Below are 17,840 nucleotides of genomic sequence, written 5' to 3'. Positions count from 1 at the left end.
CAGAAATAAATGTCGCACCCTTTCCCCATAATTAGCGGGGTAGGTGGACCGAAGCCGCGATTGCACGGGGTATTAATCACATTAGAATGAACTACGTGATTCCTTGTTGGATGGTGCTTTGTTTATGAAATGTGCAGCCATTGCTTTGATGCTGACACCGGCGATTGTTCTATCGCAGGTGCAAGGCCCTGCCCATAAACATGGTACGGGATATGTGAATATCGCCTTTTCTGATCAGGCATTTTCTTTGTCCCTCAACGTGCCTTCTGCAGACATTATCGGTTTTGAAGGGCCGGCCGAAACCGATGAAGATCGTGCGCAGGTGGCGGTTGCGGTCTCAGACCTGTCCAAACCTTTGGGCTTGTTTGTGCTGCCGGAAGAGGCCGGATGCGTTACCGCATCAGCCAATGTCACCCTTACGGGTGAAGGATTGGGGCAGGACAATACCACCAAGTTTGCTGATCAAGATCAACATAGCGATTTTTTGGCCGACTACCTGATTCAGTGCCAGGATATTACAGCGCTGGCGAATATTCGGTTTGCGTATTTCGAGCGGTTCGAAAATGCGCAGACGTTGATCTTGCAGGTGACCCGATCCGGTCAAACCCAAACGTATGAGATAACTCGGAACCAACCGGATCTGGCAATGTGAAATGCCAAAACGCGGGCCATAACGGTCGGCCCGCGCCCATATACGATGCAAAGGCGCAATCATGCGGGCGCGGCGAAAGCGCCTTGGATAGCACCCAACGTGCCGTCAGTGCACGAAATGCAGTTTTGAAAAACTCTGCCGCCACTCTGCAACCTCGGCGGCGATATCCGCGCCTGCCAATCCAGAGGTGATCAATGCCGCCAACCGATCAGTGTCCTGCGACGTCATCCCCCATCTGACCAGTTCAGGCGTCCCGAACCGAAGGCCGTTCATGTCCCCTTTTACTTCGGGTGCAGGCAGTCCAATTCCGCAAGCAAGAAACCCAGCGCGGCGCAGCGTTTTGGACGCCGCTTGCCCGCCGCCATAAGAGTCTGCCAACACAGCAAACTGGTGCGAGTTGGTAAATCCTTCCCGACCCGCAAAGACGGGAACGCCGTGGGCGTCCAATCGTTCTGCGAGCACTTGCGCCATCGAGATCATTTCGGCCGCGTATTGTTTGCCGAAGTCGCGCCAGTCCAGCATTGTTACGGCCAATGCTGCAGACTTGGCCGCGTCGAAGTTTGCCGTCATTCCCGGAAAGGCAATCGCGTCGAGCTTTTGCGCAATCTCCGCGTCATTTGAGACGATCAAACCACCGGCGGGGCCGCCCAGGCTTTTGTAAGTGCTCATCGTCATGAAATGCGCGCCCTCGGCCAAAGGATTGCACCACGCTTTGCCTGCGATGATCCCGCATTGATGGGCGGCGTCGAACATGACCTTGGCCCCGATCTCGTCAGCGATCTGCCGGACCTCTTTTACGGGATGTTCGAACAGATTGAGGCTGCCCCCGATAGTGATCAGCTTGGGCCGTTCTTTCAGCGCCAACGCGCGTAGCTGATCCAGATCGACCGTATAGCCATCACCATCCGTTGGCGCCTCAATCGTGCGCAGACCAAACAACCCAGCACACCCCCCAAGGTGATGAGTCACGTGCCCACCAATCGAGGCTGGCGGTGCAATGATTGTATCGCCCGGCTTGCAGGTCGCCATAAACCCATAGAGGTTGGCAATCGCGCCTGACGGCACCCTAATTTCGGCGAATTTGGCTTCAAAGATCTCGGCGCAAAGCTCGGCGGCAATCACTTCAATCTCTTCAATAGCTTCCAGCCCCATCTCGTACTTGTCGCCGGGATAGCCCAGCGATGGTCGGGACCCGATGCCGGATGACAACAGGGCCTCGGCCCTTGGATTCATCACATTTGTTGCCGGGTTAAGGTTGAAACACTCTTGCTCGTGGATCTCGCGGTTCCGCGTCGCAAGATCGCCGATCCGTTTGATCAGCTCATCAGACGCGGCCTGAGACGCCTTGGCGGCGATTTGCTGAACACGGGTTTCGCACTGATCCGGGACCCAGTTTCGGTGTGTGATTGTCATGTCTGTGACCTCCTGCTTGTCACCAGATTGAACAAACGGGGCGACATCGCAAATCAGAATTGCTATTTCTTGGCGTAGAAAAACTGAGTCTAAGACAATGGCTGTTCTACCAAGACGCCCGAAAGGGCCACCTCTCAACGCACTCCGCGCTTTTGAAGCTGCAGCAAGGCTGGGCAGTTTCGTCGCTGCTGCCGAAGAGCTGAGCGTCACTCCCGGTGCGATTTCGCAACACATCAAAACGATTGAGGCTTGGGCGGACGTGCCGCTGTTCCGGCGAAACGCGCAAGGGGTTGAGCTGACCGCGCCTGGGCGCCACTTGGCCAGTGATTTCACCCAGGCCTTCGATCAGCTTGCCGCCGCAACGCAGAACCTGCGGAACCTGAGCCCGAGCGTTGAGATCCACATCGCCGCCCTGCCTTCGGTCGCGCAACTTTGGCTGCCGGCGCGTTTGGGGCGCATCCGAAACACTTGGCCGGACATGAAGTTCTCGGTAACGGCCATGGAAACACCGCCTCGCCTATCACGTGATCTGTTTGATCTTTCGGTCTTCATTGCCGATCCTGATGGGGCGGCTGATCAAATTGTAGTCGCGAAGGATGTCATTTTCCCGGTTTGCGCGCCAGAACTGGTCGAGCGTTTCGACTTTGAAACCACCCCGCTGCTGCACGATCAGACATGGCAGGACGATTGGCGGCGGTGGTCCGAGGAGACGGGGACAATTATCAGCGATCCTACCAAAGGGCCGAAATATTCGCTTTACGGTCTTGCAGTCGAAGAGGCCAAGTCCGGGGCCGGTGCCTTGATGGCGCATGGATGCTTGATCGAGCCTGCGCTGAAGGCCGGGCATTTGGTGCGTGTATCGGCGCAGGCCTGCGAAACAGGCCGGTCGCTGATGATAACTCTTCCGCATTCATCGAGGCGACGCGCGGAACTTGATGAAATAGTTGAGCTGTTGCGGGAAGATTAGTGGCAAGGGAACCAATGATCATTGCCCGCGAAGAGTAACAGAATTTTGCGAGGACTGGTTCGGACGCCCAATTTGGATGAGAACCTCACACAATAGACCTTATAATATATAAGCCCCAATACCCTCGAGGGTTAAACGGAACGGTCAGATTTACCTGCGGCATATTGGTTTGTGGACGGTGGCAAGCCCACCGTGCTCGATGTTCCAATAATCAACAACCCGACACCAACGACCGGACACTGGAACATCTGGGACACTTACTCGCCGGACAACGAGGTATCTCTCGTCGCAACCTAATGGCACTGAGCGCGGCAAGCCACGCCAGTAGCCTACCGTCAAGAGATTTGTACGTGATAGGCAAAACTGTTGCATTGCGGCGGGCCAACAGCACTCGTTCTCGAATTCTACGTACACTCAACTCGCGTCATATATTGTGTACTTTGCAGCATGCTAAAACCCATTTGGAAGGGCAGCCGAAAGTTGTTCGTTGCATTCAGAACTTACGGCGGACAGTAGACATCCGCCGCAATTGCAAAGAAGCCATCAGAAAGTGGTGCCAAAAACTTCGGTTTATGCGTTTTTTCATTCTTCAAAACGATAAAAGCGTTTTGCGGTGATATGAAACACGTCGTCATGGTCCGATTTTGAGATGATCTGTTGGTGACAGGAAACAAGATCTTTGAAAGTTGATGTTAGGCTATCAACTGGGAAATTCGATCCGAACATGCAGCGATCGCTGCCAAATTGAGACAAGCAATTTGAAACGATAGGCGCGACACTTTCTGCGCTCCAGTTGTGATCGAACATTCCAAGGCCGGAGAGTTTGCAATAGACCTGCGGAAGGCTTGACAATGCGGTCAATTCGTCAGCCCACTTTCGCAAACCTGGCGGAGTCCGGTCATACGGTGAACCTGCGTGGCACAACGCCGTCTGGGTTTCCGGAGCTTGCGCAAGGACATCTGCAGCTTGACCCATAAGTTCAGGCAGTAGTTGAAGGTCAAAGGAAAGACCGCGGCGGCCCAGTTGCTTCAGTCCAGCCAAAAACTCTGGGTTTTTTAGCAGCGAGTTCGTTCCAGTTGAGGCATCTTCGCCCGGAGCACGGCCAATAATCTGACGAACGCCACGTACAGACGGCAGGGTTTGAAGCCGGTCGAGTTGTTTGTCCAGATCATCAGCGGTCAGATCGCAGAACGCCACTTGCACCAACGGCCAGTCTGGGAACCGGTCGGTCACTGTTTGCACCCATTGCGCTTCGGCCCAGGGGTCAGCCGCGCCCACCTGAATATGGACCGAGGCGCCGAAACCCTCGGCTTTGGCATCTGCGCGAAATTCCGGCAGCAAATAGTTTCGTTGGATGGGGGAGGGGTCGCCAAAGAAACGAGCGACGCCCTTTTCCATGAGCCAGGGGTAGTTCACGGCAGACAGGTCCCACAAGTGGTGATGCGCATCTATTCTCATGGCGTTTCGATCCCCGTCGTGCGTTCCAGAATATCGACACCTTGCGCATTCCAGAAATGCAACAGGTCAATGAAGACCCAGTTTTCTGCCAGTTTGTCACCAGCGCGGCGATAGATATCGATCACCCTGAATTCGCCGGGCGTACCGGTTGCGGGCATACCCATGAACCCACCGGACGGAGTTGCCGTGAAGTTGGGCCAGCCGAAGAACCCGCCATAATGCCCCTCGGCCAAACGGCAGAAATGATTGGTCTTTGACCGGTCTGCGAAGGCGGCGCGGAACGGGCCTGAGTGCTGCTTGGCATAGCGTTCTATCGTGTAGGTCGCGCCGATCCCTTCAGGTCCCCACCAGATCATGTCTTGGTGCCAGGTTCGGGCCAATTCATCCTCAAGCGACAACCCACTGTCCCATTGGCCCAGATCCGAGATCATCGCGTTGATGACTGCCAGCGTCCTTTCGCCTTCTTCAATGGGCTGCTCGTTCAGTAGCAGACCGTTATGGGGCCTTGGTCCGGGTTGCACCAAATGCGCCGCTGTTTGCGGGGGAAACGGATTCTGCCCGGCTTGCACCATCAGGTGCGGTATGTCGAAATACATCGCTGTTTCGACAATCCTGTCACCGGCGACCTTGTAGAACGCGCAATAGGGCAGGAATGCCAGCTTGCCAGTTGGGCGAATGCCCAGCCACGGACGGTCGAACAGCCCCATCAAATGCCCCATAGATACGACCCAAACGTGGGCCTCGTCCCGCAGCGAGTTTTGCCCCGCAAACAGGATATCTACACGGTTCTGCTGGCGGGTTAGGCTGCTCTTTAGTGGTTGCCAGAACTGCCGGGCAACCTGTTCGGCGCCATTGATTTCGTTGAATGGGTGAAAGCCGCGCCACTTCAGATCCGGGGCGCAGTATTGGCCCATTGCCTTCGGGATTTCTTGTTCTGTCGCGGAATCCAACGCGGTGTGAAACGCAGAGACGAGTTTTTTTTCTGTCTGAAAGGTCACGGTATTTGCCATTGTGATCAAAGTTTTACGAGAGGCACGAAGCCGGGTTGAGTCGGGTATTTGCGTCAGTTTTGCATACGTATGCAAAAAAGTCTTGCCTGAATTGACGTATGCGAATTACAGTTTTGCAAACGTATGCAAAATGATTCCTTGCAGGGGGCACCATGGCGGAAATTCAATTGCGGAACGTCGGCAAGCGATGGGGCTCATTCGTTGGGGTTCACAATTTCGACCTGACCATTGCTGATCGCGAGTTTCTGGTCCTGCTCGGCCCCTCGGGCTGCGGCAAGACAACGACGATGCGGATGATCGCCGGACTTGAGGACGTGACCGAGGGCGAAATCTTGGTCGATGGCAATGTGGTCAACGATCTGGAGCCGAAGGACCGCGACGTTGCGATGGTGTTCCAGAGCTATGCGCTTTATCCCAACATGAACGTCTATGAAAACATCCGCTTTCCGCTGAAAGTGCGCGGCATCGACCCGTCGACCCATGACGAGAAAGTGCGCCGCGCCAGCGCGATGGTCGAGCTGGACGACTTCCTGCATCGTAAGCCTGCCGAATTGTCAGGTGGTCAAAGGCAGCGTGTGGCACTCGCCCGTGCCATTGTGCGCGAACCCAACGTGTTCCTGATGGACGAGCCTCTTTCAAATCTGGATGCTAAACTGCGGGTTTCCACCCGGGCGCAGATCAAAAATCTAAGTCATGAGTTGGCCGTCACCACCATCTATGTAACCCATGACCAGATTGAGGCCATGACTTTGGCCGACCGCGTTGTGGTGATGAAACAAGGCGTGGTTCAGCAAGTGGGTAGCCCCACGGAAATCTACGACATGCCGGCTAACACGTTTGTGGCCAGCTTCATCGGCTCACCCGCGATGAATTTGATGGATGGCGAGGTTTCGGGCGGCGTGTTCCGAGCCGAGCATGTCGAAATTCCAGTCGATGCTCCGGACGGACCAATGACACTGGGATTCCGCGCAGAAGACGCCAGCCTTGCCGAAGGGCAGGGCCAGATCACAGCACCCATTTACACGCTGGAATTGCTGGGCGACGCGACCATGATCTCGGTCCGGGTCGGCGGTGCTCTGGTATCGGTCAAAGCCGATAAAGCCTTCCGCGCCGAGATTGGCGAGACAGTCTCGTTATCGGTGCCAAAAGAAATCTGTCACCTCTTTGAAGCTGAAAGCGGTGCGCGGATTGGGGACCACCCCCACAAACAGCCCAAACGGGCTTAACACCGGTCCGGACGTCGACGACGGACCGATCCTGACAGGGAGAAACGCATGAAACTCAAGACGATCCTTATGGCAGGTGCCATGTCCATCGCCGCCACCGGCGCATGGGCGGAATGTGCCTTTGAAAACGACGTGCCACTGAAGTCGCTGTCCGCCGGGTTTGAAGCCTGGAAAGCGGTCACCGATGCAATGGCGGAATGCGGTAACTTCAGCGCTTCGCTGGACCAGGAATTCCGCGAAAAGCAACCTGAGGCATTTGCCGCTGATCCGGCGCTTTATCAGATCGGCGGTGTTTCGAACGCAACTCTGGTGCCTTTGCTCAATGCCGGTACGATCCGTCCGCTGGACGATCTGGTCGAGAAGTACGGTCAGGATTTGCTGCCCAATCAGTTGATCAAAGTCGATGGCAAGACCATGGCGATTGCGATGATGGTGAATGCGCAGCACCTGATGTATCGCGACGATGTTCTGGCTGAACTGGGCATCGAAGAACCCAAGACATATGGCGATGTTCTTTCCGCGGCTGCCAAGATCAAGGAAGCCGGCGTCATGGACTATCCCATTGGTGGGACGTTCAAGACCGGTTGGAACCTTGGTCAGGAATTCGTCAATATGTATTTGGGCGAGGGCGGTTCGTTCTTTGGTGACGGCAACATGCCTGCAATCAACAACGAGCAAGGCGTAGCGGCGCTGGAAACCCTGAAAGCCATGACCGAGTATATGGACCCAGAATATCTGGTTTCCGACTCGACCTATGTGCAACAGCAGTTCCAGCAGGGCAAGATTGCCATGGCGAACCTGTGGGCCAGCCGTGCCGCTGCGATGAACGATGAGGCCGAAAGCCAGGTCGTTGGCAAGGTGACCATGGCCGCGGCTCCAATGGGATCGGCGGTTCCGGCGACCACAATCTGGTGGGACGGTATTGTTCTGGCTTCGAACATGAGCGACGAAGAAGCGGATGCTGCCTTCCGCGTCGCACTTGAGGGCATGGACACCGATACGGTCAGTGCGAACAACGATGTCGCAGTATGGCTGAGCACGGCCTATTCGGCAGGCCCTTTGGCTGCAGGTGCTGCAGCGTCCGCTGAAGGCGGCGCCAAGGCTTACCCGGCTTCCGGTCCTATGGGCATCATGCACACCTCGTTGGGTAACGGACTGGCCGACTACCTGACCGGTGCCAAAGACGCGCAGACGACTCTGGCCGATATCGAGGCAGACTATGTCACTGCCGCGAAAGAAGCGGGTCTGATCAGCAACTGATCCTCCCTTGGGAGGGCTACGGCCCTCCCATCCCTTTCCCCCGAGAACCATTAGAAAGGCAGAGCCATGAACTTCCGGACATTTGCTGCTTTTGTCGGTCCCTCTGTCTTTATGATGCTTCTCTTCATCGCGTTCCCGCTGGTCAGCGTGTTCAAGCAGAGTTTCTATGTCACTCAGCCGATCTATGAGACGGTTGAAAAAGAAACCTGTACCCCCGGTTTCCTGACCCAGACCTGTGTGACTGAAAATGTGTCGCAGCCAAAGCTGGATGAGCATGGTGAGATAATCACGCAAACCCAGTACGTGGGGCTGCAAAGCTATCGCAATGTTCTGGAACCTGACCGTGCATGGCGCGCCATAAGTGATGGCAGCTGGCATGTGCTGTCGACGATCAATTTCTGGAAGGCCCTGCGGTTCACTCTGACGTTTACTTTGATCACCCTGCCGCTGGTGGTCGGTTGCGGGCTTGGGATTGCCATTCTGATAAACAATGCCGCGCGTTCTATCCGCGGCCCGGTGATATTCGTCTCTCTGCTACCTTTTATCATCACTCCGGTGATCGGAGTTCTGTCAATCAATTGGCTGTTTCGCGGCGACGGTATCCTGACTGCGATGATGGAATGGTGGCTGAACCGTGACATAGCCCTGTTTGCCCAGGCTTGGACGATTGAAGTCCTGATGATGATCTACCGCGTCTGGCACGTGGCGCCCTTTGCGGCCATCATCTTTTACGCCGGTCTCCAAACGGTTAATCAAGACAGTTTGGAGAGCGCGGTAATTGACGGGGCGACCCGCTGGCAGCGGCTGAAATACATCGTCATTCCGCATCTGATGCCGCTTATCATATTTGTATCAATGATCCACCTGATGGACAGCTACCGCGTGTTCGAAGAAATCGTAGGCTTCTCAAGCCAGGGCTATGTGATCTCGCTACAGTGGCTGACCTTTGACTACCTGACGCCGGATCAGGCGGGTAACCGGTCGATCAGCCGTGCCTCGGCCAACTCGATGCTGACCATGATTGGCGTTGTCATCCTGCTTATCCTTCCGCTGCGCCGCACATGGCGCGATCATAAAGGAGGTCACTGATATGTCCTCGCGTGCGCTTCGCCAGCCTTTTGGCCTGCGGCTGACTTCAAACATCTTCCTTGCGCTGTGGTGCCTGATCGCGGCCTTCCCGATCTTCTGGATCGTGGTGATGAGCTTCAAGTCGCCAGTGGATGCCTTCGACAGCAACGCGTTGAACGTGATCTTCGGTCCTGCCACTCTGGGCGTTGGCAAAGGTCTTTCGCTGCTGGACATCATTCTGGGCATCGCGGTGATTTGGGCGACGATTGTGATCTCCACAAAAACACTCCCGTCGATGGTGAAGTCTTACACGAAACCCGAGCAAGAATGGTTTGGCTGGGTGATCGGCGTGCTGGTTGTTCTTGTTGGCTTTCTGCTTGCATTCTTTGTCGTCCTGCCCGCCGTTCTAAACGTGCTGAACCCCTGGTTCGGACCCTTGGGTCGGGACGTGCTTGGCCTGACCACCGAACACTACAAGACCGTCTGGATTGACCGGGGCTTTTCAAACAACTTCAAAAACTCACTGATCGTGACAACAGGTGTGGTGACCGTGTCGCTGACCGTTGGCACGTTGGCGGGATATGGTCTGGCACGGTCTGGATCGACTTTGGCTTTCTGGATCCTGATTGTCGCCTTGGTGTTCCGGGCCCTGCCGCATTCGGTGCTGGTGGCCGGTTATCTACCGGTATTCATCAACTCGGCCGAGTGGCTGGCCCCGATCCTGGGTGAAAACGCACCGACGCTGTATGGCAAGCCATTTGCGGTGATCGCCGTTCTGGTTGCGATCAATCAGCCATTCACGATCTGGATGCTGCGTTCGTTCTTTCAGAATATCCCGGCAGAGCTGGATGAGGCTGCGCGCGTTGATGGTTGCAGCCATTTTCAGGCCTTCCGCCGTGTGATCATGCCGGTAATGTGGCCGGGGGTGATCACCACAGGTCTGTTCAGCTTCCTGCTGGCGTATAACGACTTTCTTGTCACTGCACTGCTGCTGGATGCGCAGAACCAGACCATGGTTCCCGCTATTGTCGGCATGTTCAACCGAGAGACGACAACAACCGATCAGGTGGTCGCGGTTGCCGCCGCCGTGTCGATCACTGCGCCGCTGATCTTCCTTGTTCTGATCTTCCAGCGCCAGATCGTCAGCGGTCTGACAGCCGGAGCGGTCAAAGGCTGATGAGCAACCATGCACGCCATAACGCCATGTCGCGCCACCCGGCGCTGAACAGGATGCCGAGGGACTTTCTGAGTATAGGGGCTGCGATCCCCAAACTCTCTCTCTGGCAACCTGAAAGGACATAGACATGAAAGGTTCCCGTCCCGAACAAGCGGTCCTGACCCGCGACACGGACATGAGCAAAACCGAAGACACGCGCCGCGTGATCGAAACCATGGTGGATGGTCTGAACGATCACCGCATTGATGACATCGGAGAATTCTTCACCCAAGGCTTCCGCTGGATGGGCAATCAAGGCTGCGGCACCAAAACCGGGCTGAAAGAGTTTCAGGAAAACTGGCAGCGCCCGTTTCAAGCGGCGTTTTCGGACAAAACCTGCATCGATGAAGCCCGTCTTTACATGGGCGAATGGGCAGCAGCCTTTGGTCGTCAGGAAGCAACCCATACGGGTGAGTTTCTGGGCATCGCCCCTACCGGCAAGCGGGTCGAGATCCGCTATATGGATTTTTGGAAAGTCGTTGACGGCAAGATCGTCGACAACTGGGTGAATGTCGATTTCGCACATGTCGCGGCGCAACTGGGCGTCGACCTGTTCAACGGCGAAGGCTGGGAAGCATTTGACCGGGGTGAGAAATGTCCACCCCGGCCCGAAAACTGAGGATTGGAAACATGGCAATCGAGTATCTTAAACGCGGCAAATCCGATGCGGACCGGGCTGAAGATGATGCCAAGACCCGCGCCGTGGTTGAGGCGACGCTGAAAGACATTGAAACCCGCGGTGATGCTGCGGTGCGTGAGTTGAGTGAGAAGTTCGACAACTACTCGCCAGCCTCGTTCCGCCTGAGCCAGAAGGAAATCGATGACTTGATCGGTCAACTGACCGATAGGGAACTGGCCGACATAAAATTCGCACAGGAACAGGTGCGCAACTTTGCGCAGGCTCAGCGGGATTCAATGCTGGACATTGAGGTCGAAACCCTGCCGGGCGTGATCCTTGGCCATAAGAACATCCCCGTACAATCGGTCGGATGTTATGTCCCCGGTGGCAAGTTCCCAATGGTGGCCTCGGCTCACATGTCCGTGGCCACGGCTTCGGTCGCGGGTGTCCCTCGTATCATTGCCTGCACGCCTCCGTTCAAAGGCAAGCCGAACCCAGCAGTGATTGCGGCCATGCATTTGGGTGGCGCGCATGAGATCTACGTTATGGGTGGCATACAGGCCATTGGTGCGATGGCTTTGGGCACCGAGACGATTGATCCGGTCCACATGCTGGTTGGCCCCGGCAACGCTTTTGTTGCCGAAGCCAAGCGCCAGTTGTTCGGGCGCGTCGGCATTGATCTGTTTGCAGGTCCCACCGAAACCATGGTGATCGCGGACGAGACCGCGGCAGATGCCGAGCTATGCGCAACCGACCTGCTGGGGCAGGCCGAACACGGATACAACAGCCCCTGCGTGTTGCTGACAAACTCTGAAAAGCTTGCTAATGAGACGCTCTCCGAGGTGGACCGCCTGTTGGGCATCCTGCCGACCGCCGACACTGCGAAAGTGTCCTGGGAGGAATATGGCGAGGTGATTGTCTGCGACACGTATGACGAGATGCTGCAGGTTGCCGATGATATCGCCTCGGAACATGTGCAGGTGATGACGGATCGTGACGACTGGTTCCTTGAGAATATGACCTGCTACGGCGCGTTGTTCCTTGGTCCGCGCACCAACGTGTCAAACGGGGACAAGGTGATTGGTACGAACCACACCCTGCCAACGAAGAAGGCCGGGCGCTACACCGGTGGGCTTTGGGTCGGGAAGTACCTGAAAACGCACAGTTATCAGAAAGTTCTGACCAACGAGGCGGCGACACTAATCGGCGAATACGGCTCGCGTCTGTGCATGTTGGAAGGTTTTGTAGGCCACGCAGAACAGTGCAACGTCCGCGTGCGTCGCTATGGTGGCATCAATGTGCCCTATGGCGAACCCGCGCCGTATCGGGATGCCGCTGAATGAGTGACAGGCATACTCAACACAAGGCCCTGATCGCTCCGCTCAGGGCCGCGATGTATGATTTTTCCGAGGCCGGTGTTCGCGCGGCACTGGCCGAGGTAACGGCCTCGGACGCCGTTTTCCACCTATGCCATCCCTTTGGCGACAGCATTGGCAGCGACGCTTTCTATGACCGCGCCTATAAAGATCTGTTGGTTGCCTGGCCCGATCTGGAACGGCGGGATTATATCGTCATGGGTGGACCGGATGAACATGGTTCTGACTGGATTGGATGCGGCGGCTACTACACCGGTACGTTCACCGGCCCGTGGCTGGACATCCCGCCGACAGGCCACCAGGTCACCATGCGGTTTCATGAGTTTTACCGTTTCGAAAACGGCAAAGTTGCTGAAATGCAAGCCCTTTGGGATATCCCCGAGGTTATGATTCAGGCAAGTACCTGGCCCATGGCCCCCAGTCTTGGCCGCGAATGGCACGTGCCCGGGCCGGCCGCGCAGGACGGGTTGGTACCTGGGCCCCATGATGAGGCCAAAGGTAAAGAGACCTGCAAACACATCATCGACATGCTGGAGCACCTCAAGAAACACCCGTCGCAAGGCGGCCCCGAGGTGATGGAGATGGAGCGGTTCTGGCATCCCCGTATGAATTGGTACGGCCCCTCAGGCATCGGCACCGGACGAGGCTATGCAGGATTCCGTAACTGGCACCAGATTCCGTTCCTGAACGGGATGCCGGATCGCGGGAAATACGTCGAGGACATCACCTACCATTTCTTCGGCGATGGCGAATACGCGGCTGTGACCGGCTGGCCTAATATGATCCAGACCGTCACCCATGACGGATGGATGGGGATCGCGCCTGCGGGCCAGAAGATCACCATGCGCAGCCTCGATTTTTGGCGGCAGGAAAACGGGCGCATTCGTGAAAACTGGGTGCTGGTCGATCTTCTGGATGCTTATCGTCAGCTAGGCGTTGACGTCTTTGCCCGTCTGCGGGAATTCAACAAGGCCCGAAACATGGGGCGCATTGATATACCGGATGGAATGAGCTGATGACTGAACTGCCGCGCACCCCTTCGTTTTCCCTGACAGGAAAGACCGCCCTGGTGACAGGTGCCTCTTCAGGCATTGGGCAGGGCTGTGCCGTGGCGCTGGCCGAGGCGGGCGCGCATGTCGTCTGTGCGGCCAGAGGCGAGGACCGGTTGAATGATACGGTGGCTGCTCTGCAGGGGCAGGGCTGGTCAGCCGAAGCGCTTGTGCTGGACCAGGGCGATCTGGGAAAGCTGAAACAGCTTTTCGAAACGCGAAACTTCGAAGTCGTGGTGAACTCGGCCGGGGTCGCCCGTCATAGCCCCGCAATTGAAACGACACCCGAAGACTTCGATGTCGTTACCGGCGTCAACTTGCGTTCCGCCTACTTCCTTTCCGCCTATGCTGCGCGTGCCTTGATCGATGCTGGCAAGCCAGGGTCCATAATTCATATCTCCAGTCAAATGGGCCATGTGGGCGGCGTAGACAGGGCGCTTTACTGTGCAACCAAGCATGGGCTCGAAGGTATGGTCAAATCCATGGCCATCGAATGGGGCAAGCAGGGCATCCGAATCAACACGGTCTGCCCGACGTTCATTCGAACGCCTCTGACCCAATCCACCTTTGACAACCCAGAACGCGCCGCGTGGATCATGGAAAAGATCAAACTGGGTCGCGTGGGCGAGGTCGAAGATATCATGGGTGCGGTACGCTACCTCGCCTCGGATGCCTCAGCGCTGGTTACAGGCACCTCGATGTTGATTGACGGAGGTTGGACAGCAGATTGATGGCTGAGAAAGTAACATCACTCCAGGTCGCGCAACTGGCCGGTGTCAGCCAATCCGCCGTCAGTCGCGTCTTCACGCCGGGCGCTTCGGTCAGCAAGAAGACGGAAGAAAAGGTGCGCAAAGCCGCGACTGAGCTTGGGTATCGCCCCAATGTATTGGCGCGCGCGATGGTGTCGGGCAAAAGCCGCATCATCGGTTTGGTCGTCGCCTATTTGGACAACTATTTCTACCCCGAAGCGCTCGAGAAGCTGTCGAACGAGTTGCAGGAGCAGGGCTATCACGTCCTGATTTTCATGGCCTCCAGAACCGCCGGAAACATTGACGACGTTATGGAGGAAATTCTTGATTATCAGGTTGATGGCGTGATCCTGGCCTCGGTCGCGATGTCGTCCGATATCGCAACACGGTGCCAACAAGCTGGTGTGCCGGTCGTGCTGTTCAACCGTAGTCAGGATATCGACGGGATCACCTCGGTGACCTCTGACAATTATTCCGGCGGCCGCAAGGTCGCTGAATTCTTTATTGCCGCAGGCCACGGTCGCATCGCTTACATTGCCGGTTGGCAGGGTGCCTCAACCCAGCGAGACCGCGAGGCCGGGTTTCGCGCCGCTCTCGGTGATGCAGGTCAGGATCTGTACGCCTATGAAATAGGAGAGTTTCTGACCGAGAATGCGCGATTGGCCGCGCGCCGCATGTTTGATGTTGAACCGCAAAAACGACCCGATGCGGTGTTCGTCGCCAATGACCATATGGCGCTTGCCGTGATGGACGTCATTCGGTTTGAACTTGGAATGCGTATACCAGAAGATGTTTCTGTCGTTGGATACGATGATGTTCCGCAGGCCGGATGGCTTGCCTATAATCTCACCACCATTCGTCAGCGCGCCAACCTGATGGTGGCGGAAACCGTTGATGCCTTGTTGGACCATATTGAAAACCCGGCAGTTGCCGCAGCCCGCAAGGTCGCGATTGATGGGCCGTTGATCGTGCGCACTTCGGCACGGCTGCCCAAAGGCTGGACCCCGCAAAGGATGAAAACATGAAAGGCTTTGATCCCAAGTTCCGGGATTTTCCCGACTATATCATCGGAATTACCAAAGAGATCTGGGAAGACCGGGGCATCGCAACCCTGCACGAGTATTACAGCGAAGATATCGTCGTTCGCTCACCCGGTTCGGTGGTTTTGGGAAATCAGAATGTGATCGGCGCGACGATGGCGACCCTGGCCGAGTTTCCGGACCGGCAGTTGATGGGTGAAGATGTGATCTGGTCGGGCACGCCGGAAGAAGGCATGCTGAGCTCTCACCGCATCCTGTCTACTGCCACGCATCTGGCCGAGGGGGTTTACGGCAAACCTACGGGTACAAAACTATGCTATCGAATTCTGGCCGACTGCCACGCCATCGACAACCAGATCAACGACGAATGGTTGATCCGCGATCAGGGCGCGATTGTGCGGCAGATGGGCTGGGACCCAAAGGAATACGCCGCTGGTCTGATTGCGCGCGAGGGCGGTAAGGACAGCTGCACCAAGCCTCTGACCCCCGAAATCGACCAGCCCGGCCCCTACAAGGGTCGCGGAAATGATAATGCGTGGGGGCAGCGATATGCTGATATCCTGACCCGGATCATGAGTGCCGATATGGGCACAATCGCGGCTGAATATGACCGTGCGGTGCAGTCTGAGTATGTGGGCGGCGTCACGGGGCATGGCTGGAATGCCGTCGACCGGTTCTGGATGGGGCTGCGGGCGAGTTTCCCGAATGCTGAATTCAAGATTGAACACCAGATCGGGCGCGACGACCCGGATATGCCGCCGCGATCAGCAATTCGCTGGAGCCTTTGGGGCAAGCATGACGGCTGGGGCATGTTCGGGGCGCCGTCAGGGGCACAGGTTTATGTCCTCGGGATCAGCCATGCCGAGTTTGGCGCACTGATTGCGGGGCAACCGCAGTTGCGCCGTGAATATACTCTGTTCGATGAAACCTCGGTCTGGAAGCAGATCCTGTTGCAGAGCGGAGAGGTCTGAGTGGCCCGTCCGGTCGTATATCGTATCCTTGCAGGTGGTCTGCGTGAAACCGGAGCCCGTCGACGTTTCCATATGTTCCGTCAAAGCCTGCGGGCGCGGCGACTGAATCTGCGCCCTCCAGGGGAGTGAGCGCCTGTGCCGCCAGAGCACACGAGCTTGCATTCCAGAAAACAAAAAATCGGATCATACGTCATGACCAAATCAGCCATCACTTCCCGCATTGTCCGCTACGGCGAGCTCCAACCCTGTAAAACCGCATTTATCGATGCCCATACGCCGGGCAGCGATCAGAAAGAGAATTTCACGATCATCGGCGGTGGCGTCTCGGAATCGCCAGATCAGCATGTGCACATCACCGACAAGATCGGCTTCAACATCGGTGCCGCAGGTCAGCCGCCGAAATGCCGGAACTCATTGCACAGCCACACAACGGCCGAGGTTTTCTTTGTTGCCAAAGGACGCTGGCGCTTTTTCTGGGGCCTTTATGGCACCGCTGGTGAGTTCATCGCCGAGGAGGGCGATATTTTCAACATCCCGACCGGCATCTTCCGTGGTTTCGAAAACGTTGGCCAGGACTACGGTATGATCATGGCAATCCTGGGCGGTGACGACGCGGGCGGAGGCGTCACTTGGGCTCCTCAGGTCATCGAAGATGCGCAGGCGCATGGTCTGATGCTGGGCGACAATGGCGTTCTGTACGACACCAAGAAAGGTCAGGAGCTGCCTCATAATGTGCACCCAATGCCCTTGCTGACCGAAGAGCAGTTGAAGGGCTACCCTGAGGTTCCGGTTGAGGATGTCGTCGGCAAATATGTTGCACGGTATTGGGATCTGATGGCGTTGTCGGCCAATAAGCCTGCGCAGGTGATTGGTGAGAGCGGGTTGATCAAGGATAAGCCGGGGTTTGCGGTAGACTTCCTTGGCCGGGGGTCCTCTGTGACCGAACCGATTGCGGCGGATAAACCTGTGGTTCTGATGCCAGCCAGCGGTCACTGGCATATCTCGATCGACGAGCACGAAACCACAATTTCGACAGGTGACACGGCTCTGGTTTTGCCCGGTGAATCCTATAGCGTTCAGCCATCAATGACCGGGCAGGCGGGCCTGTACCGGATCACTGCAACCGATGAACCGGCAGGAGCGACCTGGACAGGATGAGCGCAGACCCGAACGACACCCAAGCCATATATGAGCGGCAAGCCACAGAGTATGACAAGCGCCGCTCTAAAGCCCTTTTCGAGGCGCGCTGGTTGGCGCGCTTCACGGCCAGCCTCAAACCGGGTGACCACGTACTGGATCTGGGCTGTGGCACAGGCGATCCCATTGCGCGCTGGTTTATGGCCGAAGGGTTTGACGTCACGGGTGTCGATTTTTCCGCAGCCATGCTGAAAATCGCCAAAGAACGCTGGCCGGACGGGGATTGGCGGATGGCTGACATGCGGGATTTTGAGCTGGATCAGCAATTCGATGGGATCATCGCCTGGAACAGCTTTTTTCACCTGACGGCAGATGAGCAGAAGGGCTGCATCACCCGCATGGCACGCCATTTACATAACGGTGGAATGCTGATGTTGACCGTAGGCCCACGCGCTGGGGAAGTCAGCGGTACGGTCGGATCAGAGCTTGTCTATCACGCCTCGTTGTCCCCGGCCGGTTATGCAACGTGCCTTGAAGAGAACGGGCTGCAATTGACCGGCTTTTTGGCCGAAGACCCCGAAACTCAAAGCCATACTGTGCTGATGGCACGAAAACTGTAAGGAGGTCTT

At 56.5% G+C, this 17,840-nt stretch carries 17 protein-coding genes; 14 read left to right on the top strand and 3 right to left on the bottom strand.

Annotated features, from left to right (window positions below; all coding sequences use genetic code 11):
• Positions 1–124 precede the first annotated feature (124 nt).
• Complete coding sequence (locus AC2FI9_RS15560; RefSeq protein WP_496768861.1) at positions 125–652, top strand: ZrgA family zinc uptake protein; 528 nt, start codon at positions 125–127, stop codon at positions 650–652.
• 105 nt (positions 653–757) lie between these two features.
• Here the strand turns inward: AC2FI9_RS15560 and glyA are convergent, their stop codons facing one another.
• Positions 758–2,065, bottom strand: a complete 1,308-nt coding sequence (glyA, locus tag AC2FI9_RS15555; RefSeq protein WP_496768859.1) for a serine hydroxymethyltransferase — start codon at positions 2,063–2,065, stop codon at positions 758–760.
• Between the two features lie 97 nt (positions 2,066–2,162).
• Between glyA and AC2FI9_RS15550 the strand changes: the two genes are divergently transcribed.
• Positions 2,163–3,032, top strand: coding sequence for a LysR family transcriptional regulator (locus AC2FI9_RS15550; protein WP_496768857.1), 870 nt, complete (start codon positions 2,163–2,165; stop codon positions 3,030–3,032).
• A 582-nt stretch (positions 3,033–3,614) separates the two neighbouring features.
• Here AC2FI9_RS15550 and AC2FI9_RS15545 read toward each other — a convergent pair.
• Complete coding sequence (locus tag AC2FI9_RS15545; RefSeq protein WP_496768855.1) at positions 3,615–4,490, bottom strand: amidohydrolase family protein; 876 nt, start codon at positions 4,488–4,490, stop codon at positions 3,615–3,617.
• On the bottom strand, positions 4,487–5,500 hold the full coding sequence (locus tag AC2FI9_RS15540; protein ID WP_496768853.1) for a nuclear transport factor 2 family protein: 1,014 nt from the start codon (positions 5,498–5,500) through the stop codon (positions 4,487–4,489). Before AC2FI9_RS15540 ends, AC2FI9_RS15545 begins: the two co-directional genes overlap by 4 nt.
• Before the next feature lie 152 nt (positions 5,501–5,652).
• On the opposite strand from AC2FI9_RS15540, the gene AC2FI9_RS15535 reads away from it, so the two are divergent.
• The 12 genes from AC2FI9_RS15535 to AC2FI9_RS15480 all read left to right on the top strand — a co-directional run bounded on the left by AC2FI9_RS15535 (position 5,653) and on the right by AC2FI9_RS15480 (position 17,831).
• Complete coding sequence (locus AC2FI9_RS15535) at positions 5,653–6,726, top strand: ABC transporter ATP-binding protein (protein ID WP_496768851.1); 1,074 nt, start codon at positions 5,653–5,655, stop codon at positions 6,724–6,726.
• A gap of 48 nt (positions 6,727–6,774) precedes the next feature.
• Entirely contained in the window at positions 6,775–7,986 is a 1,212-nt protein-coding gene (locus tag AC2FI9_RS15530) for an ABC transporter substrate-binding protein (RefSeq protein WP_282153301.1), read from the top strand.
• Between the two features lie 66 nt (positions 7,987–8,052).
• The gene (locus tag AC2FI9_RS15525) at positions 8,053–9,075 is read left to right on the top strand and encodes a carbohydrate ABC transporter permease (RefSeq protein WP_496740692.1); all 1,023 of its coding nucleotides are present in this window, start codon (positions 8,053–8,055) and stop codon (positions 9,073–9,075) included.
• Between the two features lies 1 nt (position 9,076).
• Positions 9,077–10,231 carry a carbohydrate ABC transporter permease gene (locus AC2FI9_RS15520; protein WP_170561322.1) on the top strand — a complete coding sequence of 385 codons (1,155 nt, stop codon included), beginning with the start codon at positions 9,077–9,079 and terminating at the stop codon, positions 10,229–10,231.
• Positions 10,232–10,358: 127 nt separating this feature from the next.
• Positions 10,359–10,889: an ester cyclase gene (locus tag AC2FI9_RS15515; protein WP_108859141.1), complete on the top strand. Its 531-nt coding sequence runs from the start codon at positions 10,359–10,361 to the stop codon at positions 10,887–10,889.
• A gap of 11 nt (positions 10,890–10,900) precedes the next feature.
• Positions 10,901–12,232: a histidinol dehydrogenase gene (gene hisD / locus AC2FI9_RS15510; RefSeq protein ID WP_496725437.1), complete on the top strand. Its 1,332-nt coding sequence runs from the start codon at positions 10,901–10,903 to the stop codon at positions 12,230–12,232.
• Positions 12,229–13,281: an ester cyclase gene (locus AC2FI9_RS15505; RefSeq protein WP_496768848.1), complete on the top strand. Its 1,053-nt coding sequence runs from the start codon at positions 12,229–12,231 to the stop codon at positions 13,279–13,281. The genes hisD and AC2FI9_RS15505 overlap by 4 nt, the downstream gene beginning before the upstream one ends.
• Entirely contained in the window at positions 13,281–14,045 is a 765-nt protein-coding gene (locus AC2FI9_RS15500) for an SDR family NAD(P)-dependent oxidoreductase (protein WP_496768846.1), read from the top strand. Before AC2FI9_RS15505 ends, AC2FI9_RS15500 begins: the two co-directional genes overlap by 1 nt.
• Positions 14,045–15,088, top strand: coding sequence for a LacI family DNA-binding transcriptional regulator (locus tag AC2FI9_RS15495; protein ID WP_496725441.1), 1,044 nt, complete (start codon positions 14,045–14,047; stop codon positions 15,086–15,088). Before AC2FI9_RS15500 ends, AC2FI9_RS15495 begins: the two co-directional genes overlap by 1 nt.
• The gene (locus tag AC2FI9_RS15490) at positions 15,085–16,074 is read left to right on the top strand and encodes a nuclear transport factor 2 family protein (RefSeq protein ID WP_496768844.1); all 990 of its coding nucleotides are present in this window, start codon (positions 15,085–15,087) and stop codon (positions 16,072–16,074) included. The genes AC2FI9_RS15495 and AC2FI9_RS15490 overlap by 4 nt, the downstream gene beginning before the upstream one ends.
• Positions 16,075–16,266: 192 nt before the next feature.
• Complete coding sequence (locus AC2FI9_RS15485) at positions 16,267–17,232, top strand: cupin domain-containing protein (protein WP_496768842.1); 966 nt, start codon at positions 16,267–16,269, stop codon at positions 17,230–17,232.
• Positions 17,229–17,831 (top strand): class I SAM-dependent DNA methyltransferase, encoded by a 603-nt coding sequence (locus AC2FI9_RS15480; protein WP_496756251.1) that lies wholly within the window; start codon positions 17,229–17,231, stop codon positions 17,829–17,831. Before AC2FI9_RS15485 ends, AC2FI9_RS15480 begins: the two co-directional genes overlap by 4 nt.
• Positions 17,832–17,840 lie beyond the last annotated feature (9 nt).

The sequence above is a fragment of the Ruegeria sp. CDSA246 genome (assembly GCF_059611225.1).
The sequence above is the reverse complement of the archived record's forward strand: the minus strand, read 5'-3'. Positions and strand labels throughout refer to the sequence as shown.

What these genes read in the sequence shown, in the direction of transcription:
- AC2FI9_RS15560 (WP_496768861.1), top strand. Translation starts at nt 125, where the DNA reads ATGAAATGTGCAGCCATTGCTTTGATGCTGACACCGGCGATTGTTCTA.
- glyA (WP_496768859.1), bottom strand. Translation starts at nt 2,065, where the DNA reads ATGACAATCACACACCGAAACTGGGTCCCGGATCAGTGCGAAACCCGT.
- AC2FI9_RS15550 (WP_496768857.1), top strand. Translation starts at nt 2,163, where the DNA reads ATGGCTGTTCTACCAAGACGCCCGAAAGGGCCACCTCTCAACGCACTC.
- AC2FI9_RS15545 (WP_496768855.1), bottom strand. Translation starts at nt 4,490, where the DNA reads ATGAGAATAGATGCGCATCACCACTTGTGGGACCTGTCTGCCGTGAAC.
- AC2FI9_RS15540 (WP_496768853.1), bottom strand. Translation starts at nt 5,500, where the DNA reads ATGGCAAATACCGTGACCTTTCAGACAGAAAAAAAACTCGTCTCTGCG.
- AC2FI9_RS15535 (WP_496768851.1), top strand. Translation starts at nt 5,653, where the DNA reads ATGGCGGAAATTCAATTGCGGAACGTCGGCAAGCGATGGGGCTCATTC.
- AC2FI9_RS15530 (WP_282153301.1), top strand. Translation starts at nt 6,775, where the DNA reads ATGAAACTCAAGACGATCCTTATGGCAGGTGCCATGTCCATCGCCGCC.
- AC2FI9_RS15525 (WP_496740692.1), top strand. Translation starts at nt 8,053, where the DNA reads ATGAACTTCCGGACATTTGCTGCTTTTGTCGGTCCCTCTGTCTTTATG.
- AC2FI9_RS15520 (WP_170561322.1), top strand. Translation starts at nt 9,077, where the DNA reads ATGTCCTCGCGTGCGCTTCGCCAGCCTTTTGGCCTGCGGCTGACTTCA.
- AC2FI9_RS15515 (WP_108859141.1), top strand. Translation starts at nt 10,359, where the DNA reads ATGAAAGGTTCCCGTCCCGAACAAGCGGTCCTGACCCGCGACACGGAC.
- hisD (WP_496725437.1), top strand. Translation starts at nt 10,901, where the DNA reads ATGGCAATCGAGTATCTTAAACGCGGCAAATCCGATGCGGACCGGGCT.
- AC2FI9_RS15505 (WP_496768848.1), top strand. Translation starts at nt 12,229, where the DNA reads ATGAGTGACAGGCATACTCAACACAAGGCCCTGATCGCTCCGCTCAGG.
- AC2FI9_RS15500 (WP_496768846.1), top strand. Translation starts at nt 13,281, where the DNA reads ATGACTGAACTGCCGCGCACCCCTTCGTTTTCCCTGACAGGAAAGACC.
- AC2FI9_RS15495 (WP_496725441.1), top strand. Translation starts at nt 14,045, where the DNA reads ATGGCTGAGAAAGTAACATCACTCCAGGTCGCGCAACTGGCCGGTGTC.
- AC2FI9_RS15490 (WP_496768844.1), top strand. Translation starts at nt 15,085, where the DNA reads ATGAAAGGCTTTGATCCCAAGTTCCGGGATTTTCCCGACTATATCATC.
- AC2FI9_RS15485 (WP_496768842.1), top strand. Translation starts at nt 16,267, where the DNA reads ATGACCAAATCAGCCATCACTTCCCGCATTGTCCGCTACGGCGAGCTC.
- AC2FI9_RS15480 (WP_496756251.1), top strand. Translation starts at nt 17,229, where the DNA reads ATGAGCGCAGACCCGAACGACACCCAAGCCATATATGAGCGGCAAGCC.